The sequence below is a fragment of the Serinibacter arcticus genome (genome assembly GCF_003121705.1).
GTDB lineage: Bacteria > Actinomycetota > Actinomycetes > Actinomycetales > Beutenbergiaceae > Litorihabitans.
In genome coordinates, this window is the sequence record NZ_PYHR01000002.1 from 1,535,399 (window position 1) to 1,556,191 (window position 20,793).

Here is a 20,793-nt window from a genome sequence, read left to right on the forward strand (position 1 = left end):
CCGTCGATCGCCCGGCGACCGGGGCGCTCAGCCCTCCCCGAGCGCGAGCTGCGCCCTCACCCCGTCGACGCCGTGCCGCTCGACGTCCGCGCCCAGCAGCCTCCGGTGCTCCTCGACCGACGCGGCCCAGCGCTCGCGCGTGATCCGGTACCGCCGCAGCACCGCCGCCTCGCCCTCGCGCACGGTGAGCTCCTCGCCGTTGAGCTCGTAGCCGACCCGTTCCGAGACGGCGCACGACGCCGGGTTGTCAGCGAACGCCGTCGACGTCACCTCCCGCGCCCCCAGCCCGGCGAACATCAGGTGCAGCATCAGCACCCGCATGCGTCGGCCGCGGCCGCGGCCCTGGTGCTCGCCGCCGAGCCACGACCCGGTCTCGACGCTGCGCCGCACCCCGTAGGCCGAGCCGCTCGCCGCCTGGATCCCGACCGGCTCCCCGTCCAGGAGGACGGCGAGCTCCAGCGTGAGCCGCTCCGGCCCGACGGCGCCGCGCACGCCCCACTGGTAGGTCACGACGCTGCGGGCCACCTGCTCCGGTCCACCCCGCGTCCACGGGAACGTGAACGGCATAGCGTCGTCGGCGTGGATCCCGCGGGAGGCGAGATCGGCGAGCCGCACCAGCAGGTCGTCGTCGATCCAGCGCAGCTCGAGGTCGCCGGCCGTCGCGCGCAGCGCCGAGGCGGGCCAGAGGGCGGCGAGGCTCGACATGGTCCCCATCCTGTCAACGACGGCGACCGGGCGGCGTCGTCGGCGCGATCGCTCGCGTGAACGTCGCGAACCACCCCCGCGTACGTCTGGAACCACCCCCGCGTACGGCGGAAAGGACCCCCTCGAGGCTTGCGCGGCGGGGCGAGGCGTCAGGCGTGCGCCGGCACGGCGACCAGCGACAGCGACATCGAGGAGTCGACCGCGAGGTCGAGGGGCGACGGCGCGACGCCGGCCCGCACCAGCGCCGACCCGAGCGCGGCGATCATGGCACCGTTGTCCGTGCAGTACCGGATCGGCGGTATCCGCACCTCGACGCCCGCCTCCTCGCACCGCTGCGCCGCCAGCTCCCGCAGCCGTGAGTTCGCCGAGAAGCCGCCACCGATCACGAGCGTGGAGACGTCGTGCTCGGCGCACGCCCGGAGGGTCTTGGTGACCAGCACGTCGGCGACAGCCTCCGAGAACGACGCCGCGACATCGGCCTTCGACCACTCCTCGCCCGCGTCCGTCCGGCCCTCGATGTAGCGCGCGACGGCGGTCTTGAGCCCCGAGAAGGAGAAGTCGTACGGGTGCCGCGCGAGCTCGCGCCCCTTCGACAGGCCGCGCGGGAACGCGATGGCGCGGGGGTCGCCCTCCTTGGCCAGCCGGTCGACGTGCGGACCGCCCGGATAGGGCAGCCCGAGCAGCCGGCCCACCTTGTCGAACGCCTCACCGGCAGCGTCGTCGAGCGTCTGCCCGAGCTCGACGACATCGGTCGCGATGTCGTTCACGAGCAGCAGCGAGGAGTGCCCGCCCGAGACGACCAGGGCGAGGAACCGCTCGGGGAACGCGCCGTGCACGAGCTCGTCGACGGCCGCGTGCCCCACGACGTGGTTCACCCCGTAGAGCGGCAGGCCGAGGCCGAGCGCGAGCGCCTTCGCCCCCGCCGTCCCCACGGTCAACGAGCCGACGAGACCCGGTCCGGAGGCGACGGCGATCGCGTCGACGTCGGCCAGCGTCACCTCCGCAGCGGCGAGCGCCTGCGTGATCGTGGGGCGGAGCGCCTCGAGGTGGGCGCGGGAGGCGACCTCCGGCACGATGCCGCCGTAGCGCGCGTGCTCGTCCATCGAGGACGCCGTCACGTCCGCCAGCAGGGTGCGCCCACGCACGAGCGCGACCCCGGTCTCGTCACAGGTCGACTCGATGCCCAGCACCAGCGGTTCAGTCACGGCCACCGAGCCTACTCGGCGTCCGCCGTGTGAGGGCCGTCACACGGCGGAATCCTCGCCGCGCGGGTGGTTGTTGTTTCAAGCATGACGACTCTCGCGTCCCCCCTCGCCCTCGACGACGCCGCGCTCGACCTGCTCTTCCGCGACGCCCGCTCCGTCAACGCCTTCGCCGAGCGTGAGGTCGACCCCGCCGAGATCCAGGCGGCCTACGACCTCCTGCGCTGGGCCCCGACGGCGATGAACACCTCCCCGCTCCGGCTCGCCGTCGTCCCCCGCGGCCGGCAGCGCGAGCGCCTGGCCTCCCACATGAGCGAGGGCAACCGCGCCAAGACGCTGGCCGCGCCGCTCACCGTCGTCGCCGCGTCCGACCCGGCGTTCCACACACACCTCGACGTCCTCGCGCCGCACCGCACCGGACTGGCCGAGTCGCTGGAGCCGCAGGCCGAACGCCGCGAGGGCATGGCGCGGACCAACGCCCTGATCCAGGTGGGTTACCTCGTCCTCGCGCTGCGCTCGCGCGGGCTGCACGTCGGACCGATGGGCGGCTTCGACACCGCCGGCGTCGACGCCGACCTGCTGGCGGACCAGGGCTGGCGCAGCCAGCTCGTGCTGAACGTCGGGTGGGAGGCAGCCGAGGGCGGCATCCACCCCCGCGCGGCTCGCCTCGAGGCGAGCGACGCCGTCGCCGTCCTCTGACGACGCCCGGACGCGCTGGGATCGATCCCGCGCGGGGCAGTAAGTGCCCCCTGGTGGGGCAGTAAGCACCCCCTCGAGGGGCGCTAAGTACCCCCTCGTGGGGGTGGGCGGGCTCAGTCCCCCGTTGCGACCTCGCGCTCCGGGTCGTTGGCCCACTGCGAGAACGAGCCCGGGTACAGCGCCGCCTCCACCCCGATCGAGGCCAGCACCGCCACCTGGTGCGCCGCGGTGACGCCCGAGCCGCAGTAGACGGCGACGTCGACACCGGGCCGGACCTCGAGCCCGGCGAACCGCGCCACCAGGTCCTCGGGCTCCAGCAGCCAGCCGTCGAGCGTGAGGTTGCCGCGTGTCGGGGCGCTGCGCGCCCCCGGCACGTGTCCGGCGCGCGGGTCGACCGGCTCGACGGCGCCCGTGAACCGCTCGTGGTCGCGGGCGTCGAGGAGGACGCCCGGGTAGTCGGCCACCTCGTCGGCCGTGACCGTCGCCAGCCCGCCCGGACGGACGACGACGGCGCCCGGCCGGGGCCGCACGAAGCCGTCCTCGAGGTGGTGGCCGGCGCCGACCCAGGCGCGCAGCCCGCCGTCGACGATGCGCACGTCGGCGACCCCCGCCCAGCGCAGCAGCCACCACGCGCGCGCGGCCGACGTCCCACCGGTGTCGTCGTAGACCAGGACGGTCGAGCCGTCGTCGATGCCCCACCGGCGGGCGGTCGCCTGCAGGTCCTCCGCGGTGGGCAGCGGGTGGCGCCCCTCCTCCGGCGAGGGCGTCGAAGCCAGCTCGGCGTCGAGGTCAACGTAGACGGCGCCCGGCAGGTGGCCGCGCACGTAGACGGCCGAGCCGTCGGTCTGCCCCAGCGCCCAGCGCACGTCGAGCACCACCGGCGGATGCTCGCTCCAGATCAGGTCGTGCGCGGCGTCGACGTCGATGAAGACGCGCTCGCGCGCGGACACCGGCGCGTGCGCGCCGCCGTCCCGCCGGCCGCCCGCCCCGTCGGCCGGGCGCTCGTCCGCGATCCCGGCGTGGTCGCCCAGGGCGCCCTCGCCGTCGGACCCCGCGGTCGTCTCGGCGCCGACCACACCGACGCGGCGCACGAGGTCGAGCCGCATCACGACGGCGTCCGCCCCCTCGGGCTGGTAGTACCGCTTGCGCAGCCCCACCCGCACGAACCCGGCGTTGCGGTAGAGCTGCTGCGCACCGCCGTCGTGGGCCCGCACCTCGAGGAAGAGCTCGCGCGCGCCGGCCTCGCGGGCCGCGGCGAGCAGGGCGTCCAGCAGGGCCGTCGCCACGCCCCGCCGCCGCGCCTGCGGGGCGACGCCGACGGTCATGATCGTCCACTCGGGGTCGAGCGCGACTCCGCCGTAGCCCAGCAGCGCGCCGTCGTCGTCGACCGCCGCGAGGTAGGTGCGGTCGTCGCGGGCGAGCTCGTCGACGTAGGTCTGCCGCGACCAGGCGCCGACGCCGAACAGCTCGGGCTCCAGCTCCTCGACACGGTCGAGGTCGCGCGGCTCCAGCGCTCGCATCTGCATCGGGTCAGTCCTTCGGGGTGGTGACGGTCGGGGCGGGGGGAAGGTCGGGCGGGGACGTCTCGAGTGCCCCCGGCACGCCGTGGACGTCGGGGCGTCGCAGGTACAGCGGCGTGAGCGGCACGGGCTCGCCGGCGGCGACGCGGGCCGCCGCGAGGTGGGCGAGGTGCTCGGGCTGCAGCTGCGTGCCGCCGGGGACGGCCTCGCCGTAGGCGTCGGGGTAGAGCGCCGCGGCGGTCCCGACGCTCGGCACCGGGGCGCCGTCGACGACGGGACGGTGGACCGCGAGGTCGCCCTCGCGGCGCAGCCCGCCGGGGGCGGTCTCGTCGCGCGCGTACGCGGCCGTGTAGACCTCGCGACGGCGGGCGTCGGTCGCCACGAACACCCGGGTGAGCGCGGGGTCGGCCGCGAGGGCGCCCGCCGCCCAGGCGTCGAGGCTCGGCACGCCCCAGACGGGGACGCCGGTCGCGAGCGCCAGCATCTCCGCCGTCGCGAGACCGACCCGCAGCCCCGTGAACGGGGCGGGTCCGGTGCCGACGGCGATCGCGTCCAGGTCCTCCGGCGTCAGGCCGGCCTCGGCCAGGACCTCGGCGACGAGGGGGGCGATGTGCTCGGCGTGCGCGCGGGGATCCTCGGTGGAACGGGCGGCGACCACGTCTCCGTCGGAGACGAGGGCCACGCGGGTTCCGCTCGAGGTGTCGAGCGCGAGGATGACGTCACTCACGCCCTCCAGACTAGGCGCTGGCGGGCGGGGGCCGGTCGATCGCCCGACCGCCGTCCGCCTGCCGTCCGACGGCGAGGGCTCAGCCGGCCAGGGCCGCGGCGAGGTCGACGCCCGCCCACCGGGCGCCGACGCCCCGCACCGTGACCTGCCGCCCGGCGTCGACGGCGTCGCCGCGGGCACGGTCGATCGCGATCTCGAGGCGGTCGTCGCTGAGCGTCTCCGTCAGCCCCGCACCCCACTCGACGACGGTGACGGAGTCCTCGAGGGAGGCGTCCAGGTCGAGCGCGTCGAGCTCGGTGAGACCGCCGAGCCGGTAGGCGTCCACGTGCACCAGGGCGGGGCCGTCCGCGAGCGAGGGGTGCTCGCGGGCGATGACGAAGGTCGGGGAGGCGACCTGGCCGCGGACGCCGAGCGCACGGCCGAGGCCCTGCGTGAGCGTGGTCTTCCCGGCGCCGAGGTCACCGGTGAGGATCACGAGGTCGCCCGCGCGCAGCACCGCGGCGAGCCGCTCCCCCAGCGCCGTCGTGGCCTCGTGGTCGACCAGGTGGACGCGGACCAGGCCCTCGTCCGCCGTCACCACGCCGACTCCTGCGCGCGCTGCTCCGAGGCCGGCCGGCCGGCCGACCCGACGAACACCCGGGGCACCCGGGCGCCGAGCCGCGTGACGATCTCGTAGGGGATGGTGCCGGTGGCCTCGGCCCAGTCCCCGACGGTGGGCTCGCCGTCGTCACCCGGTCCGAACAGGACGGCGACGTCACCCGCCCGGGCGTCGCTGTCGGGCCCGAGGTCGAGCACGAACTGGTCCATGCAGACGCGGCCGGCGACCGTCAGCCGACGACCGTCGACGTCGACCGGGCCGACCCCGCTCGCCGCGCGCGGGATGCCGTCGGCGTAGCCGAGCGGGATGTCGGCCAGCAGCGTGGCGCGGTCGGTCGTGTACGTGTGGCCGTAGCTGACGCCCTGACCCGCGACGGCCTCCTTGACGAGCATGATCTCCGCCTCGAGCCGCATCGCCGGGGTGAGACCGAGCTCGGCGGGGGTCCGACCCGGGATCGGGCTGAGCCCGAAGACGGCGAGCCCCGGGCGCACGAGGTCGAAGTGCATCGCGGGGTTCACCAGCGTCGCGGCGGAGTTGGCGAGGTGGCGCACCTCGAGGTGCGCCCCGCCGGCCTCCGCGCGGGCGACCGCCTCGACGAAGACCGCGAGCTGGGCGTCGGTCACGGGGGACGTCACGTCCTCGGCCGAGGCGAGGTGGGACCAGACCCCGACGATCTCGACGGCGCCGTCGGCCTGGGCGCGCAACGCGTCCGCCAGCACGGCCGACCAGGAGTCCAGGAACATCCCGCCCCGGCCGAGCCCGGTGTCGACCTTGAGGTGCACGCGGGCGGTCCGGCCGGAGAACCGGGCGGCGGAGACGACCTCCTCGAGAGCCCAGGGCGCCCCGACCGACACGTCCAGACCGGCCGCGAGCGCGCTCTCCAGCGGTGCGCCGGGCGCGAAGATCCAGGTGAGGATGCGGCCGGTGACGCCGTGCGCGCGCAGGGTCAGCGCCTCGGCGAGCTGGGCGACCCCGAGCCAGGTGGCGCCGCCCGCCTGGGCGGCGCGCGCGGACGCGACCAGGCCGTGCCCGTAGGCGTCGGCCTTGACCACCGCCATCACCTCGCTGGTGGGGGCGAGCGACGCCAGGTGTCCCACGTTCCCGGCGATGGCGTCGAGGTCGACGACCGCTCGGGCGGGGAAGGTGCTCACGGGGTCAGTCTTCCAGAATCTCCGCGATGACCGCACCGACGGCGCGGGCGACGTCCCCGGCCACGATCGGGCCGCCGCCGCTCGCCCGGCGGGCGGCCCGCCCGTGCAGCAGCGCGGCAGCCGCCACCAGCGGGGCGACCGCCGCGGCATCGGTGCGGCACCGGTCCGACGCGCCCGCGAGCACCGCCCCGACGACGCCCGCGAGCACGTCGCCGGCCCCCGCCGTCGCGAGCCAGGACGTACCGTCGGCCTGCGCGTGCACCGGGGTCCCGGGGCCGGCGACGAGCGTGACCGCCCCCTTGAGCAGCACGGTCGCGCCCGTCGCGGCCACGGCGAGCCGGAGGTGCTCGACCGGGCGTTCCTCGATCTCCTCACGCGTCACGTCGTGCCCGCGCGCGGCGAGCAGTCGCGCCAGCTCGCCGGCGTGCGGGGTGAGGACCACCGTGGCCGGGACGCGTTCCGGCAGGACGTCGAGGCCGCCGGCGTCGACCACCACGGGGAGCCCGTCGGCGAGTCCCCGCTCGAGCGCGTCGCGCGCCTGCGCGAGCCGCGCGTCGTCGTCCGTGCCGATCCCGCTGCCGACCAGCCACGCCTGGACCCGGCCGTCGCCGTGCACGACCTCCGGGTGCCGGGCCAGCACGGCATCCGCCGCGCGGTCGGGGCCGAGGTAGCGCACCATCCCCACCAGCGGGGCGGCAGCGGAGGTCGCGAGCACGGCGGCGCCCGGGTATCCGGCCGAGCCGGCCACGACGCCGAGGACGCCGCGCGAGTACTTGTGGTCGCGGGGGCTCGGCACGGGCCAGAGGCGAGCCACGTCGCCACGCTCCAGACGGACGACGGCGGGGTCGGCCCCCGCGAGGTCGAGCCCGAGGTCGACGACGAGGACCTCCCCCGCGAGCAGGGCGGCGGGCGGGAGCAGCAGCCCGGGCTTGGCCGTGCCCATCGTCACGGTGAGGTCGGCGGCCAGCACGGGTCCGACGAGGCGGCCGTCGTCGACCCCCACCCCGCTGGGGACGTCGACGGCGACGACGAGCGGTCGCCGCCCCCCGTCCGCGCCGGCGAGCGCGTCGACGAGGCGGGCGACGAACGAGGCGGCCGGCTCCCGCAGCCCCGCCTCGGCGCCGATGCCGGTGATCCCGTCGACGACGGCGTCCCCGGCGGCCGCGCGTCCGGCCCCCTCGGGCAGGGCGTCTGCGGGCACGAGCGCGACCCCGGCCGCCCGCGCCGCGGTCGCCGCCGCCTCGTGCGTGCGCGATCCCAGCAGGACGGCGGTGACGGCCGCGCCCCGCGCGGCCAGCTCGGCGGCCGCGTACAGAGCGTCGGCGCCGTTGTTGCCGCCGCCGACCAGGACGTGGACGACGGCGCCCGCCACCCGGCTGCGTCGCTCACGGAGCAGGCGGGCCACCGCCGTCGACACGGCGCGGGCGGCCAGGGCCATCAGTGGCTCGCCCCGGTCGAGCAGGGGCGTCTCGGCGGCGACGACGGTGCGGGCCTCGTGGGCGGTGAGCATGCCTGCCATTGTGCTCCGGACCAGCCCGGAGCTGCCCGGACCAGCCCGGGAGAGGACCGATCCGACCGCTCAGGCCGTGGTGCCGAGCCGCTCCGCGACGGCGAACGCCGAGGCGATCCCGGCGTCGTGCGAGATCGACAGGTGCCAGCGGTCGACGCCGAGCTCGGTGGCCCGGGCCAGCACCGTCCCGGTGAGCTCGACGGTCGGCGCTCCCCCGGGGACGCGGGCGACGGTCGCGTCGTGCCACCGCATGCCGCCGGGCGCGCCGAGCGCCTTGGCGATCGCCTCCTTGGCCGCGAACCGCGCCGCCAGCGAGGCCGGCGGCAGGTCGCGCTCGACCGGGGTGAACAGGCGCTCGGCCAGCCGCGGGGACCGCTCGAGCGTCGCGAGGAAGCGCGCGACGTCGACGACGTCGATCCCGACGCCGACGATCACCGGCTCTCCTCCGTCCGAGCGACCACGCCGGCGGCTACTCGACCGTGACGGACTTGGCGAGGTTGCGCGGCTGGTCGACGTCGAGGCCCTTGGCCTTGGCGAGTTCGCTGGCGAAGATCTGCAGCGGCACGACGGCGACGAGCGGCGACATCAGCGTGGCGGTCTGGGGCACGCGGAAGATGATGTCGGCGTACGGGACCACGGCCTCGTCGCCCTCCTCCGCGATCACCAGGGTGCGGGCACCGCGCGCCCGGACCTCCTGGATGTTGGAGACGATCTTGGAGTGCAGCTGGTCGCGGCCTCGCGGCGAGGGCACCACGACGAACACGGGCTGCCCCTCCTCGATGAGCGCGATCGGGCCGTGCTTGAGCTCGCCGGCGGCGAAGCCCTCGGCGTGGATGTAGGCGATCTCCTTGAGCTTCAGCGCGCCCTCGAGCGCGACCGGGTAGCCGACGTGGCGGCCGAGGAAGAGGAAGGACGGCTCGTCCTTCATCGCCTGCGCGACCTCGCGGACGTAGCCCTCGCCGTCGAGCACCTGCTGGATCTTGGGCGGCAGCTCCTGGAGCTCGCGGAGCGTCTCGCGCAGCTCGTCGGGGAACTTCGTGCCGCGCAGCTGCGCGAGGTAGAGGCCGAGCAGGTAGCACGCGGTGATCTGCGCGAGGAAGGCCTTCGTGGAGGCGACGGCGACCTCGGGGCCGGCGTGCGTGTAGAGCACGGCGTCGGACTCGCGCGGGATCGTCGACCCGTGGGTGTTGACGATCGCCAGGACGTAGGCGCCCTGCTCGCGGGCGTGACGGACGGCCATCAGCGTGTCCATCGTCTCGCCGGACTGCGAGATGGCGACGACGAGCGTGCGCGGCGTGAGGATCGGGTCGCGGTAGCGGAACTCGTGCGCGAGCTCGACCTCCACGGGGATGCGGCACCAGTGCTCGATCGCGTACTTGGCGACGTGGCCGGAGTACGCGGCCGTGCCGCACGCGATCACGATGATCTTGTCGATGCTGCGCAGCACCGTCTCGGGGATGCGCAGCTCGTCCAGGACCAGCGCACCCTTCTCGTCCGTCCGACCGAGCAGCGTGTCGGCGACGGCCTTGGGCTGGTCGTGGATCTCCTTGTCCATGAAGGAGTCGAAGCCACCCTTGACGGCCGCGCTCGCGTCCCAGTCCACGGTGAACTCGCGGGCCTGCGCGGGCGCGCCCTCGAACGTGATGACGTCCACGTCCGTGGGGGTGATCGTGACGACCTGGTCCTGGCCGAGCTCCAGCGCGCGCTTGGTGGAGGAGATGAAGGCGGCGACGTCGCTGCCCATGAAGTTCTCCCCCTCGCCGAGCCCGACCACCAGGGGCGAGTTGCGGCGAGCGCCGACCACGACGTCGGGGATGTCCTCGTGGACGGCCAGCAGCGTGAAGGCGCCCTCGAGGCGGTTCACGACGGCGAGCATCGCGGCCGTGAGGTCGCCCTCGAACGCGCGCTCCAGGAGGTGGGCGACCACCTCGGTGTCGGTGTCCGAGGCGAACGTGGCGCCGTCGGCGAGCATCTCCGCCTTGAGCGGGGCGAAGTTCTCGATGATGCCGTTGTGGATCAGCGCGATCTTGCCGACGACGTGAGGGTGGGCGTTGGCGTCGGTGGGTCCGCCGTGCGTCGCCCACCGCGTGTGACCGATGGCGGCGGTGGCGTCGGCGACCGGGTGCGCCTCGAGCTCACCGAGCAGGTTCGTGAGCTTGCCGGCGCGCTTCGCGGTGACGAGGCCCTCCGGGGTGACCAGGGCGACCCCGGCGGAGTCGTAGCCCCGGTACTCGAGCCGACCGAGGCCGGCGAGCACCACCTCGAGGGGGCGGGGGGACGGGGCAGCAGGGCCGACGTAGCCGACGATTCCACACATGCGGGACACGATAGCCGCAGGCGTGGGCCAGACTGGACCGCGTGAGCAACCACCGCCACGGGGACGTCCCCGTCCTCGCCGCCGACCGGTCGAGCAGCCGGGCCGAGGCCGCCGGAACGGCACCCGCGGTCGACGACGGCGCCCCCCGGGTGGACGAGAGCAACACCACACCGTTCGTGGAGCTGGACCGCCGCGACTGGAGCCGGCTGTCCGCCTCCACCCCCCTCCCCCTGACCGCCGACGACGTCGCCCGCCTGCGCGGCATGAGCGACCCGATCGACCTGGCCGAGGTCGACACCGTCTACCGGCCGCTCTCCCGGCTGCTCGGGCTGTACGTCGCCGGGGTCGGCGGCGTGCACGCCGCGACCTCGACCTTCCTCGGTGAGCGCGCCACGCGCACGCCGTTCGTCATCGGGGTCGCCGGCAGCGTCGCCGTCGGCAAGTCCACGGCGGCCCGCGTGCTGGTGGAGATGCTGCGCCGGTGGCCGGAGACCCCGCACGTCGAGCTCGTCACGACCGACGGCTTCCTGCTCCCCAACGCCGAGCTCGAGCGACGCGGCCTCATGCAGCGCAAGGGCTTCCCGGAGTCCTACGACCGGCGGGCCCTGCTGCGGTTCCTCACCCGGGTGAAGTCGGGCGCCCCCGAGGTGGACGCCCCGGTCTACGACCACCTGCGCTACGACGTCGTTCCTGACCGGACCGTCACCGTGCGACGACCGGACGTGCTCGTCGTCGAGGGCCTCAACGTGCTGCAGCCGGCCCGTCCGGGGCGTGACGGCGCCGCGAGCCTGGCGGTCTCGGACTTCTTCGACTTCTCCATCTACGTCGACGCCCGCGCGCGCGACATCGAGCGCTGGTACGTGGACCGGTTCCTGCGGCTGCGCCGGACGGCCTTCGCCCAGCCCGGCTCCTACTTCCGTCGTTACGCGGACCTCGACGACGCCGAGGCGACCGCCACCGCGCGCGACATCTGGCGGCGGATCAACGAACCGAACCTTCGTGCCAACATCGTGCCGACGCGGTCGCGCGCCAGCCTCGTGATGACGAAGGACGCCGAGCACCGCATCCAGCGCGTGCTGCTGCGCAAGCTCTGAACCTCGACGGCGACCGGTTCCGGACGGGCGCTCCCGCAGCCAGGGACGCTCAGGCCTCGGAGGGTTCGGCCCGCTCGGCCGTCTCGGCCTGCTCGACCGCCGGCCCCCGGCCCTCGCGCGGCCGCAGCTCGACCTCGCCGTGGCCCAGCCGCGCCAGCACCTTGTCGAGCCCGAAGCCGATGATGATGCCGCCCACGACGCCCACCACCACGGACAGGAGCGGTTGGTCGTGGAAGATCGCGCCGGCGACGACGCCGATCACGGTGCTGTAGATCGCCCACATCACGGCGGCGACGAGGTCGTAGGCGACGAAGCGGCGGAGCGGGAAGCCCACAGCCCCCGCGGTCATGTTGACCGCCACCCGGCCGACCGGGATGTAGCGCGCCGACAGGATGAAGACGCCCCCGCGGCGCCGCAGCTGCGCCTCGGCCCAGGCGAGCGAGGCCTGCCCCCGCCCGGAGCGGAAGATGCGGAGCCGGTGGATCGGGATCCGGCGCCCGATCGCGAAGGCGATGAGGTCACCGGACATGGCGCCCGCGGCGGCGATGGGGATCACGAACCACAGCGAGACGGCGTCACCGTGCATCGACAGCGACGCCAGCGCGATGACGATCGACTCGCTCGGGACGGGCGGGAAGAACCCGTCGATGGTGCAGAACGCGTAGAGCGCCAGCAGGATCCAGGGTTGGTCGGCCGCGCCCAGGACGGCGTCCTGGATGCTGTCGAAGATCTCGGGCATGACGTCCCATCGGTGAGCCGGCGTGTGCTGGCTTCACTCTCACACCGCCGGCGGGGCACCGCCTCCGCCCGGGGGTGGATTCCGCGGTCCCTCCCCCGTCGGGGACTCCCCCGAGGCGTGGCCCCTCAGAGGCTGAGGCGCTCCTTGACGACGTCGGCGAGGTCCTCCGCGACGCGCGTGGCGCGCTCGGTGGAGTCGGCCTCGACCATCACCCGCACGAGCGCCTCGGTGCCGGACGGCCGCAGGAGGACGCGTCCGGCGTCGCCGAGCTCGGCCTCCGCCGCAGCGACGGCCGCGAGCAGCGCCTCGTCGCGGGACGCACCCGCGCGGTCGACACCACCCACGTTGATGAGGATCTGCGGCATCCGCCGCACGAAACCCGCCTGCTCGCCGAGCGGGCCACCCTTGACCACGAGCGCCGCGAGCTGGAGCGCCGACAGGACGCCGTCACCGGTGGTGGCGTGGTCGGACATGATGATGTGGCCCGACTGCTCGCCACCGAGGTTGAAGCCGCCCTCGCGCATCCGCTCGAGCACGTAGCGGTCGCCGACCGCCGTCTGCTCGACGGCGATCCCCGCGTCGCGCATCGCGTGCAGCAGCCCGAGGTTGCTCATCACCGTGACGACGAGCGTGTCGTGCGCGAGCAGCTGACGCTGCTGGAGCGAGCGGGCCACGAGGCCCATGATCTGGTCGCCGTCGACGAGGTTGCCGCCCGCGTCGACCGCGAGGCAGCGGTCGGCGTCGCCGTCGAACGCGACGCCCATCTGCGAACCGGAGGCGACGACCGTCGCCTGCAGCTGCTCGGGGTGCGTCGAGCCGCACTTCTCGTTGATGTTGCGCCCGTCGGGCGAGGCGTTGATGACGACGACGTCGGCGCCGGCCTCGCGCAGGGCGGCGGGACCGACCTCGCTGGCGGCGCCGTTCGCGCAGTCGACGGCGATCCGCAGGCCCGTGAGGTCCGTGTCGATCGTCGTCAGGAGGTGGGCGACGTACTCCTCGCCCGCGTGACCCGTGTCGCGGCTCAGCCGGCCGACGTCGGGACCCGTGGGGCGCTCCCACTCGGAGTGCAGCAGCGCCGCGATCTCGTCCTCGAGATCGTCGGGCAGCTTGTGACCGCCGCGGGAGAGGAACTTGATGCCGTTGTCGGCCATCGGGTTGTGCGAGGCCGAGACGACGACACCGATGTCGGCGCCGGTCGAGGCCGTCAGGTACGCGATCGCCGGGGTCGGGAGGACACCGAGGTCGACGACGTCGACGCCCGCCGAGGCCAGACCCGCCGCGAGCGCGGCGGTGAGGAACTCACCCGAGGCCCGGGGGTCGCGGCCCACGACGGCGCGCGGCCGTCCCTGCGGTCGGCCACCGACGCCGACGGCGGCAGCCGAGGCTGCCGCCGTCTCGTCGGAGTGTGCTGCCAGCACACGCGCCGCCGCGACGCCCAGCCCGAGCGAGAGCTCGGGCGTGACGTCGCGGTTGGCACGGCCTCGGACACCATCGGTCCCGAAGATCCTCGCCATGTGGTGCGGGATCGCTCAGCGCTTGGAGTACTGGGGCGCCTTGCGGGCCTTCTTGAGACCCGCCTTCTTGCGCTCCGTGACGCGGGCGTCACGGGTGAGGAAGCCGGCCTTCTTGAGCGTCGCGCGGTTGGCCTCGACGTCGATGCCGTTGAGCGAGCGCGCGATGCCGAGGCGCAGGGCGCCGGCCTGGCCGGAGATGCCGCCGCCGTCGATCCGCGCGACGACGTCGAAACGGTCCTCGAGCTCGAGCAGCGTGAACGGCGAGTTCACGAGCTGCTGGTGCAGCTTGTTCGGGAAGTAGTCCTCGAGCGTGCGCCCGTTGATGGTCCACTTGCCGGTGCCGGGGACGATGCGCACACGCGCGACCGCCTCCTTGCGGCGACCCACGGCAGCGCCGGGGGCGGTGATGCTCTGACCACGGTTGGCCACGGGGGCGGCCGTCTCGGTGGTGTAGCTGCTGGGCGCGTTCTCGTCCAGCTCGTCGGTCAGCGGCTGAGCCACGGTTCTCCTTGGGTGGTTTGGTCACCTGACGCGGCCGGTTGCGGCCGCGGCGCGCGTGTTACTGCGCGACCTGCGTCAGCTCGAAGGCCTGGGGCTGCTGAGCGGCGTGCGGGTGCTCAGTGCCTCGGTACACCTTGAGCTTGCGCAGCTGCGCGCGCCCGAGGCTGGTCTTGGGGATCATGCCTGCCACGGCCTTCTCGATGGCACGCTCCGGCTTGGTGGCGAGCAGCTCGGTGTAGGAGGTGGCGCGGAGGCCGCCCGGGTAGCCCGAGTGGTGGTACGCCATCTTCTTCGCTGCCTTGCTGCCGGTGAGGGCGACCTTGTCAGCGTTCACGACGATGACGAAGTCGCCGCTGTCGACGTGGGCCGCGTAGGTCGCCTTGTGCTTGCCGCGCAGCAGGTTTGCCACGTGGCTCGCGAGGCGGCCGAGGACGACGTCGGACGCGTCCACGACGTACCAGGTGCGGTCGACGTCGGACGGCTTCGGGGTGAACGTACGCACAGTCGTAGCCTTCGTTTCGCTTGCTGGGGGACCCTGCGGCGTTCCCGGTCCGACGTGAGTCGTGACCCGATCCACCGGCAGTGCCCGGATGGTTGCGGCGTGTGCTTGGTGGCCTGGGGATTCTGCTCCCGTGACCGGCCCCCGCTGCTGACGCCCCGTCCGGGCCGCTGCACCGATCACCGCGTGGTGGTCGGGACCGAGGGCCCTGGAGCGTTGGCGCGCGAACGCACAACGACGATCAAGCGTACTGCGGGTGCGAGCTCCCGTCAAAACACGGGGTGAATCGACCTTCGACAGGGATCGCTGGACCCGTACGCCCCACCAGTATGGCCCGCGCCGGGCCGTGCTGGCGACCACGGTCGGGGTCCTGGCCATCCCCTGTGGCGAGTGCCACAGTAGGGAGATGACCGAACGCATCGATCCCGAACAGGCCGCGGAGCAGGACGGCGACCAGCTCAGCGCGGAGGAGACCCTCGACGACGCGCCCGTGGAGGACCCGCTGGACGAGAGCTACTCCCCTCCCGAGCGCGACACCCGCGACCACTGGGGCGAGACCGCCCTGGAGGAGCTGCAGGGCGAGCCCCTCGACCGCCGGCTGGCCCAGGAGGTCCCCGACGTGTGGGACGGTCCCGGCGACGGACGCGAGTCCGACCGCGCCGGACGGCTGGAGGAGAGCAGCGACGGGCAGTGGCAGCAGGACAACTTCGCGCGGGACGCCGGTGTCGCCGGCGGCGCCGCGAGCGCGGAGGAGGCGGCGATGCACACGATGTCGCTGGACGAGCTCCGCGCGATCGAGGAGCGCGAGGCCCAGGGCCTCGAGCCCGAGACCGACTGAGACCCGACCCGCACCACCCGCACGATCCCGACGGCGCCGCTCACCCCTGGTGGGCGGCGCCGTCGTCGTCCGTCCGCAGCACGCGGACCGCCCGCGCCGTCCGCGCCCGGGCCGCGAGCTCGGCATCGGCGGGGTAGCCGACCTCCTCCAGCACGAGGCCGGTGGGCGGTGCGACGGCGACGCCGGAGTCCCGCCTCCCGGCGAGCAGCACCTCGCGGGGCCAGGCGACCGGGCGACGCCCCTCCCCCACGGCCAGCAGCGCGCCGACGAGCGACCGCACCATCGAGTGGCAGAACGCGTCGGCCCGCACGCCGACCTCGACCTGACCGTCGCGGCGTCCGACGGTCGCCGCCTGCAGGGTGCGGATCGTCGTCGCCCCGTCGCGAGGCTTGCAGTACGCGAGGAAGTCGTGCTCGCCGAGCAGTCCCCGGACCGCCTCGTGCATGGCGTCGGCGTCGAGCGGACGGCGGTGGCGCAGCACCCAGGCGCGGGTCAGCGGGTCGACGTCGGCGCCGTCGTCGATCCGGTACGAGTAGCGCCGCCACAGCGCCGAGAAGCGGGCGTCGAAGCCCGCGGCGGCCGGCGTCGCCCTCGACACGACGACGTCGGGCGGCAGGACCCCCGCGAGCCGGGTGACGAGCGCCTCCTCCGGCGCGCGATCGCTCCGGCCGGGGACCGCCTCCCACGTCGCGCGCGGGACGTCGAGGTGGACCACCTGGCCGCGGGCGTGGACGCCTGCGTCCGTCCGCCCGGCGACGGTCAGGGTGACGGGGGTGCGCAGCACGGTGGCGAGGGCGTCGGAGAGCTCGCCCTGGACGGTCCGGCGGCCGGGCTGGACGGCCCAGCCCGAGAAGCTCGTCCCGTCGTAGGCGACGTCGAGGCGCAGGCGCAGGTCGTCGTCACTCACCGGCCGAGGTTATCCCCTAGGTTCGATCGGTATGGAGTCGACTCTGGCCGTGGACTGCGGCGGCGGCGGTCTCAAGGCCTCCGTGCTGGACGCCTCGGGAACGATGCACGCCCCCGCCGTCCGCCGGCCCACGCCCTACCCGTTGCCGCCCGAGCGTCTGCTCGACGAGATCGCGGCGCTGGCGGCCGGGCTGCCGCCCGCCGACCGCGTCACCGTCGGGATGCCCGGCATGGTGCGGCACGGCGTCGTCGTCGCGACACCGCACTACGTCACCCGCTCGGGCCCACGCACGCGCGTGGTGCCGGAGCTGCTGCAGGCGTGGTCGGGGTTCGACATGGAGGCGGCGGTCCGCGCCCGCCTGGGGATCCCCGCCATCGTGCTGAACGACGCGGAGGTGCACGGCTGCGGCGTGGTGTCCGGCACGGGCCTGGAGTTCGTGCTGACGCTCGGCACCGGGCTCGGCAACGCGATCTTCCACGGTGGCCGGCTCGCCCCGCACCTCGAGCTCAGCCAGGCGCCCGTGCGCTGGGGGCTGACCTACGACGCCTACATCGGGGAGCACGAGCGGCTGCGGCTGGGCGATGCGCACTGGTCGCGCCGCGTCAGGCGCGTCGTCGACGCCCTCTCCCCCGTCCTCGCCTGGGACCGCCTCTACCTCGGCGGCGGCAACTCCCGCCGCGTCACGCCCGCCGTCCTGGAGAAGCTGGGCGACACCGTCGTCGTCGTCCCCAACTCCGCCGGCATCGTCGGCGGCGTGCGGGCCTGGACGCTCACGCGCTGAGCGCGTCCAGAAGGGCTCGTCCGTAGGCGCGGGGCCGGTGCAGGCTGACAAGGTGGTTGGCGCGGCGGACCAGCACCCAGGTGGCCGACGGCGCCGCCGCGCGGAAGGACCGCTCGTCGAGGCGGAAGTGGTCCCACTCCCCGATGACGAACCGCAGCGGCAGCCCGCGCTCCTCGAGCGCGGCGACGTCGGCGAGCGGATCAGCGGCGAGCACGGCCCGCAGCGTGGTGGCCTGACCGGCCGAGGCGAGCCCGCCCGCGGCGACGTCGAGTGCGGACGCCGCCCCGACGGCGAGCCTGGCCGCGCGGTCGCTCAGGAGGTCCGCCCCGCCGCCCGTGGCCGCGATCGCGCGCGACAGCGCGATGAAGCCGCGGTGGGCGGCCCCGCCGGGCCTGGCGGTGCAGGAGGAGACCACGACGGCGTCGCACGCCCCGCCGCGCGCGGCCCAGTGGAGCGTGACGTACCCGCCGAGCGACAGCCCGACGACGACCACCCGCCCGGGCGCCCCGGCCACGGCGTCGTCGAGCACCGCCCGCGCGGACTCCAGCGTGAACGGAACGTCCCGACGCGTCCCGTGACCCGGGAGGTCGACGGCGACGGCCTCGTACCCGCGGGCGGTCAGCAGCTCCACCTGGCGGCGCCACATCGTCGCGGACGTGCGGACGCCGTGCACCAGCACGACGCGGGTGCGCGGGCCGGCGCCGTCGCGCCGGGCGTCCTCAGGTGCTGCCACGGTCCCTCCCGGGATACGACGAGGCCCGGACCGCAGCAGCGGTCCGGGCCTCGTGGTGGATCACTTGGAGTCGGCCTCGGCGGCCTTCTCGTCGGTGGTGTCCTCGACGACCTCGTCGGCCGGGGCCTCGGAGTCGGCGGGGGCGTCCTCGACGGTCTCCACGGGCGCCTCGGCGGCCGGGGCGTCGTCCTTCTTCTTCGCCGCACGCTTCGTGGCGGCCGTGGCCTCCGCGACGGTGGACTGCTTGGGGCTCAGCGGCTCCAGCACCAGCTCGATGACCGCCATGGGGGCGTTGTCGCCCTTGCGCGGACCGATCTTCGTGATGCGGGTGTAGCCACCCTGGCGGTCGGCCACGAGGGGCGCGATCTCCGTGAACAGGACGTGCACGACGCCCTTGTCCTTGATGACGGTCATCACGCGACGACGGGCGGACAGGTCGCCGCGCTTGGCGAACGTGACCATCCGCTCGGCGAGGGGGCGAAGGCGCTTGGCCTTGGCCTCCGTCGTCGTGATGCGACGGTGCTCGAAGAGCGACGTGGCAAGGTTCGCCAGGATGTGCCGCTCGTGCGCCGGTCCGCCTCCGAGGCGGGGGCCCTTGGTGGGCGTAGGCATGGTGTCTCCTCGGGTGAGGCCGCGTCAGCGACCTGCAGTTGTGGGTGTCAGCTGAAGTTCGGGTCGAAGTCCACGTCGTCGCCGTCGTAGGCGTCGGCGACGAGGGACGGGTCGAAGTCGGCCGGGCTGTCCTTGAGCGAGAGCCCCAGGCCGGCGAGCTTCTCCTTGACCTCCACGATCGACTTGGCGCCGAAGTTGCGGATGTCGAGCAGGTCGGCCTCGCTGCGGGCCACGAGCTCACCCACGGTGTGGATGCCCTCGCGCTTGAGGCAGTTGTACGAGCGGATCGTCAGGTCCAGGTCCTCGATGGGGAGGGCCAGGTCCTGCGCGAGCTCGACGTCGGTCGGCGACGGGCCGATCTCGATGCCCTCGGCGGCCGTGTTGAGCTCACGGGCCAGGCCGAACAGCTCCACCAGCGTCTTGCCGGCGGACGCGACGGCGTCGCGCGGCGAGATCGCGTGCTTCGTCTCGACGTCGACCACCAGGCGGTCGAAGTCGGTGCGCTGCTCGACACGGGTGGCCTCGACCTTGTAGGTCACCTTGAGGACCGGCGAGTAGATCGAGTCGACCGGGATGCGGCCGATCTCGGTGTCGTACGCCTTGTTCTGCTGGGCGGAGACGTAGCCGCGGCCACGCTCCACGGTCAGCTCGACCTCGAGCTTGCCCTTGCCGTTCACCGTGGCGATGTGCAGGTCGGGGTTGTGGATCTCCACCCCGGCCGGCGGCGTGATGTCGGCGGCGGTGACGACGCCGGGTCCCTGCTTGCGCAGGTACATCACCACGGGCTCGTCGTTCTCCGAGGAGACCACGATGTTCTTGATGTTGAGGATGATCTCGGTGACATCCTCCTTCACCCCGTCCACGGTGGTGAACTCGTGCAGCACACCGTCGATGCGGATGCTGGTGACGGCGGCACCGGGGATCGAGGAGAGCAGCGTGCGACGCATCGAGTTGCCGAGCGTGTAGCCGAAGCCGGGCTCGAGGGGCTCGATGACGAAGCGCGAGCGGAACTCGTCGACGACCTCTTCGGTCAGGGTGGGGCGCTGTGCGATGAGCACTGGTGGTTCCTTCCTGTGACGTCCGCTATTTGACGTCAGTGGCGGGAGCCGGCGGCGGTGGTGCCACCGGCGTGAGGATGCCGGCGGGTGCGCGAGGCACCCGCCGGCATCTCAGGCGATCAGACGCGGCGACGCTTGGGCGGGCGAACGCCGTTGTGAGCCTGGGGCGTCACGTCGGAGATCGAGCCCACCTCGAGGCCGGTGGCCTGGAGCGAACGGATCGCGGTCTCGCGGCCCGAGCCCGGGCCCTTCACGAAGACGTCGACCTTCTTCATGCCGTGCTCCTGCGCACGACGCGCGGCAGCCTCGGCAGCGAGCTGCGCGGCGAACGGCGTCGACTTGCGCGAGCCCTTGAAACCGACCTGGCCGGACGAGGCCCAGGCGATCACCGCACCCGAGGGGTCCGTGATCGACACGATCGTGTTGTTGAACGTCGACTTGATGTACGCGTGACCGTGGGAGACATTCTTCTTCTCCTTGCGGCGCGTCTTGCGTGCGCCGGAAGCGGCGCGAGTCTTGGGAGGCATCCTGAGTCCTTCGTCGAGGTCGTCGAACCACCGGCCGTCACCCTCACGGGCAACGGCTCAGCGGCTACTTGCGACCGGCCTTCTTCTTGCCGGCCACGGTCCGCTTCGGACCCTTGCGGGTACGCGCGTTCGTCTTCGTGCGCTGTCCGCGCACCGGAAGGCCGCGGCGGTGCCGAAGACCCTCGTACGAGCCGATCTCGACCTTGCGGCGGATGTCGGCTGCGACCTCGCGGCGAAGATCGCCCTCGGTCTTGTAGTGCGCCTCGATGTGGTCGCGGAGCTGGACGAGCTCGGTGTCACCGAGCTCGCGCACCCGCAGGTCGGGGCTGATCCCGGTAGCGGCGAGAGTCTCGTCCGCGCGGGTACGGCCGATGCCGTAGATGTAGGTGAGCGCTACCTCGAGCCGCTTGTCGCGGGGGAGGTCGACGCCGACAAGACGTGCCATGCGGTGTCTCCGTCGTGCAACCGGAGGTCGGTCACCTCGTCATCCCCCTGAGGTGGGGGCCCCGGCCTCCGGACCGGGGGGTGCGCTCCGACTTCGCGGAGTGCAGTGACGACGTG

General features: G+C 74.0%; 23 protein-coding genes. 4 read left to right on the forward strand and 19 right to left on the reverse strand.

All coding sequences use genetic code 11. The features are described 5' to 3' along the window. Positions 1 to 27 precede the first annotated feature (27 nt). On the reverse strand, positions 28 to 705 hold the full coding sequence (locus C8046_RS07000; protein ID WP_235866200.1) for a GNAT family N-acetyltransferase: 678 nt from the start codon (positions 703 to 705) through the stop codon (positions 28 to 30). A gap of 149 nt (positions 706 to 854) precedes the next feature. Continuing rightward, positions 855 to 1,910 (reverse strand): tRNA (adenosine(37)-N6)-threonylcarbamoyltransferase complex transferase subunit TsaD, encoded by a 1,056-nt coding sequence (gene tsaD / locus C8046_RS07005; RefSeq protein WP_109230812.1) that lies wholly within the window; start codon positions 1,908 to 1,910, stop codon positions 855 to 857. Between the two features lie 84 nt (positions 1,911 to 1,994). Here tsaD and C8046_RS07010 point away from each other — a divergent pair, with 84 nt between their 5' ends. Further along, entirely contained in the window at positions 1,995 to 2,606 is a 612-nt protein-coding gene (locus tag C8046_RS07010) for a malonic semialdehyde reductase (protein WP_109228814.1), read from the forward strand. A gap of 113 nt (positions 2,607 to 2,719) precedes the next feature. Here C8046_RS07010 and rimI read toward each other — a convergent pair whose 3' ends face one another. The 7 genes from rimI to glmS all read right to left on the reverse strand — a co-directional run bounded on the left by rimI (position 2,720) and on the right by glmS (position 10,429). Beyond that, a complete protein-coding gene (gene rimI / locus C8046_RS19940; protein WP_158277153.1) occupies positions 2,720 to 4,132 on the reverse strand; it encodes a ribosomal protein S18-alanine N-acetyltransferase in 1,413 nt (470 codons plus the stop codon). A gap of 4 nt (positions 4,133 to 4,136) precedes the next feature. Continuing rightward, positions 4,137 to 4,853: a tRNA (adenosine(37)-N6)-threonylcarbamoyltransferase complex dimerization subunit type 1 TsaB gene (tsaB, locus tag C8046_RS07020; protein ID WP_109228815.1), complete on the reverse strand. Its 717-nt coding sequence runs from the start codon at positions 4,851 to 4,853 to the stop codon at positions 4,137 to 4,139. A 79-nt stretch (positions 4,854 to 4,932) separates the two neighbouring features. Next, on the reverse strand, positions 4,933 to 5,433 hold the full coding sequence (tsaE, locus tag C8046_RS07025) for a tRNA (adenosine(37)-N6)-threonylcarbamoyltransferase complex ATPase subunit type 1 TsaE (RefSeq protein ID WP_109228816.1): 501 nt from the start codon (positions 5,431 to 5,433) through the stop codon (positions 4,933 to 4,935). Next, positions 5,427 to 6,602, reverse strand: a complete 1,176-nt coding sequence (gene alr, locus C8046_RS07030) for an alanine racemase (protein WP_109228817.1) — start codon at positions 6,600 to 6,602, stop codon at positions 5,427 to 5,429. The genes tsaE and alr overlap by 7 nt, the downstream gene beginning before the upstream one ends. Before the next feature lie 4 nt (positions 6,603 to 6,606). Next, positions 6,607 to 8,112 (reverse strand): bifunctional ADP-dependent NAD(P)H-hydrate dehydratase/NAD(P)H-hydrate epimerase, encoded by a 1,506-nt coding sequence (locus tag C8046_RS07035; protein ID WP_109228818.1) that lies wholly within the window; start codon positions 8,110 to 8,112, stop codon positions 6,607 to 6,609. Positions 8,113 to 8,181: 69 nt separating this feature from the next. Next, on the reverse strand, positions 8,182 to 8,547 hold the full coding sequence (locus tag C8046_RS07040; protein ID WP_109228819.1) for a holo-ACP synthase: 366 nt from the start codon (positions 8,545 to 8,547) through the stop codon (positions 8,182 to 8,184). A gap of 34 nt (positions 8,548 to 8,581) precedes the next feature. Then, a complete protein-coding gene (gene glmS, locus C8046_RS07045) occupies positions 8,582 to 10,429 on the reverse strand; it encodes a glutamine--fructose-6-phosphate transaminase (isomerizing) (protein ID WP_109228820.1) in 1,848 nt (615 codons plus the stop codon). Between the two features lie 149 nt (positions 10,430 to 10,578). On the opposite strand from glmS, the gene coaA reads away from it, so the two are divergent. Continuing rightward, complete coding sequence (gene coaA, locus C8046_RS07050) at positions 10,579 to 11,523, forward strand: type I pantothenate kinase (protein ID WP_109230814.1); 945 nt, start codon at positions 10,579 to 10,581, stop codon at positions 11,521 to 11,523. A gap of 49 nt (positions 11,524 to 11,572) precedes the next feature. Here coaA and C8046_RS07055 read toward each other — a convergent pair whose 3' ends face one another. The 4 genes from C8046_RS07055 to rplM all read right to left on the reverse strand — a co-directional run bounded on the left by C8046_RS07055 (position 11,573) and on the right by rplM (position 14,779). Further along, positions 11,573 to 12,262 carry a DedA family protein gene (locus C8046_RS07055; protein ID WP_109228821.1) on the reverse strand — a complete coding sequence of 230 codons (690 nt, stop codon included), beginning with the start codon at positions 12,260 to 12,262 and terminating at the stop codon, positions 11,573 to 11,575. A 125-nt stretch (positions 12,263 to 12,387) separates the two neighbouring features. Next, the gene (glmM, locus tag C8046_RS07060) at positions 12,388 to 13,776 is read right to left on the reverse strand and encodes a phosphoglucosamine mutase (RefSeq protein ID WP_109228822.1); all 1,389 of its coding nucleotides are present in this window, start codon (positions 13,774 to 13,776) and stop codon (positions 12,388 to 12,390) included. A gap of 15 nt (positions 13,777 to 13,791) precedes the next feature. Beyond that, positions 13,792 to 14,277, reverse strand: a complete 486-nt coding sequence (rpsI, locus tag C8046_RS07065; RefSeq protein ID WP_109228823.1) for a 30S ribosomal protein S9 — start codon at positions 14,275 to 14,277, stop codon at positions 13,792 to 13,794. A gap of 58 nt (positions 14,278 to 14,335) precedes the next feature. Continuing rightward, on the reverse strand, positions 14,336 to 14,779 hold the full coding sequence (gene rplM / locus C8046_RS07070; protein ID WP_109228824.1) for a 50S ribosomal protein L13: 444 nt from the start codon (positions 14,777 to 14,779) through the stop codon (positions 14,336 to 14,338). Between the two features lie 403 nt (positions 14,780 to 15,182). Between rplM and C8046_RS07075 the strand changes: the two genes are divergently transcribed. Next, positions 15,183 to 15,614 carry a DUF5709 domain-containing protein gene (locus C8046_RS07075; protein ID WP_109228825.1) on the forward strand — a complete coding sequence of 144 codons (432 nt, stop codon included), beginning with the start codon at positions 15,183 to 15,185 and terminating at the stop codon, positions 15,612 to 15,614. 40 nt (positions 15,615 to 15,654) lie between these two features. Here C8046_RS07075 and truA read toward each other — a convergent pair whose 3' ends face one another. Further along, on the reverse strand, positions 15,655 to 16,521 hold the full coding sequence (gene truA / locus C8046_RS07080; protein WP_109228826.1) for a tRNA pseudouridine(38-40) synthase TruA: 867 nt from the start codon (positions 16,519 to 16,521) through the stop codon (positions 15,655 to 15,657). 31 nt (positions 16,522 to 16,552) lie between these two features. Between truA and C8046_RS07085 the strand changes: the two genes are divergently transcribed. Then, the gene (locus tag C8046_RS07085) at positions 16,553 to 17,302 is read left to right on the forward strand and encodes an ROK family protein (protein ID WP_109228827.1); all 750 of its coding nucleotides are present in this window, start codon (positions 16,553 to 16,555) and stop codon (positions 17,300 to 17,302) included. Here C8046_RS07085 and C8046_RS07090 read toward each other — a convergent pair. The 5 genes from C8046_RS07090 to rpsM form a co-directional block, all read right to left on the reverse strand. Next, positions 17,292 to 18,035, reverse strand: a complete 744-nt coding sequence (locus tag C8046_RS07090) for an alpha/beta fold hydrolase (RefSeq protein ID WP_158277154.1) — start codon at positions 18,033 to 18,035, stop codon at positions 17,292 to 17,294. The genes C8046_RS07085 and C8046_RS07090 overlap by 11 nt on opposite strands. Before the next feature lie 60 nt (positions 18,036 to 18,095). Continuing rightward, the gene (rplQ, locus tag C8046_RS07095) at positions 18,096 to 18,647 is read right to left on the reverse strand and encodes a 50S ribosomal protein L17 (RefSeq protein WP_109228829.1); all 552 of its coding nucleotides are present in this window, start codon (positions 18,645 to 18,647) and stop codon (positions 18,096 to 18,098) included. Positions 18,648 to 18,694: 47 nt separating this feature from the next. Continuing rightward, complete coding sequence (locus C8046_RS07100) at positions 18,695 to 19,705, reverse strand: DNA-directed RNA polymerase subunit alpha (RefSeq protein ID WP_109228830.1); 1,011 nt, start codon at positions 19,703 to 19,705, stop codon at positions 18,695 to 18,697. A 119-nt stretch (positions 19,706 to 19,824) separates the two neighbouring features. Beyond that, positions 19,825 to 20,232 carry a 30S ribosomal protein S11 gene (gene rpsK, locus C8046_RS07105; RefSeq protein ID WP_109228831.1) on the reverse strand — a complete coding sequence of 136 codons (408 nt, stop codon included), beginning with the start codon at positions 20,230 to 20,232 and terminating at the stop codon, positions 19,825 to 19,827. A 64-nt stretch (positions 20,233 to 20,296) separates the two neighbouring features. Beyond that, positions 20,297 to 20,677: a 30S ribosomal protein S13 gene (gene rpsM, locus C8046_RS07110; protein WP_109228832.1), complete on the reverse strand. Its 381-nt coding sequence runs from the start codon at positions 20,675 to 20,677 to the stop codon at positions 20,297 to 20,299. Positions 20,678 to 20,793: the final 116 nt, after the last annotated feature.

Coding starts and splice junctions, on each gene's coding strand:
- C8046_RS07055 (WP_109228821.1), bottom strand. CDS start 12,262: ATGCCCGAGATCTTCGACAGCATCCAGGACGCCGTCCTGGGCGCGGCC.
- C8046_RS07085 (WP_109228827.1), top strand. CDS start 16,553: ATGGAGTCGACTCTGGCCGTGGACTGCGGCGGCGGCGGTCTCAAGGCC.
- C8046_RS07010 (WP_109228814.1), top strand. CDS start 1,995: ATGACGACTCTCGCGTCCCCCCTCGCCCTCGACGACGCCGCGCTCGAC.
- rpsK (WP_109228831.1), bottom strand. CDS start 20,232: ATGCCTCCCAAGACTCGCGCCGCTTCCGGCGCACGCAAGACGCGCCGC.
- C8046_RS07000 (WP_235866200.1), bottom strand. CDS start 705: ATGTCGAGCCTCGCCGCCCTCTGGCCCGCCTCGGCGCTGCGCGCGACG.
- C8046_RS07075 (WP_109228825.1), top strand. CDS start 15,183: ATGACCGAACGCATCGATCCCGAACAGGCCGCGGAGCAGGACGGCGAC.
- rpsM (WP_109228832.1), bottom strand. CDS start 20,677: ATGGCACGTCTTGTCGGCGTCGACCTCCCCCGCGACAAGCGGCTCGAG.
- C8046_RS07035 (WP_109228818.1), bottom strand. CDS start 8,112: ATGCTCACCGCCCACGAGGCCCGCACCGTCGTCGCCGCCGAGACGCCC.
- glmM (WP_109228822.1), bottom strand. CDS start 13,776: ATGGCGAGGATCTTCGGGACCGATGGTGTCCGAGGCCGTGCCAACCGC.
- glmS (WP_109228820.1), bottom strand. CDS start 10,429: ATGTGTGGAATCGTCGGCTACGTCGGCCCTGCTGCCCCGTCCCCCCGC.
- rplQ (WP_109228829.1), bottom strand. CDS start 18,647: ATGCCTACGCCCACCAAGGGCCCCCGCCTCGGAGGCGGACCGGCGCAC.
- rimI (WP_158277153.1), bottom strand. CDS start 4,132: ATGCAGATGCGAGCGCTGGAGCCGCGCGACCTCGACCGTGTCGAGGAG.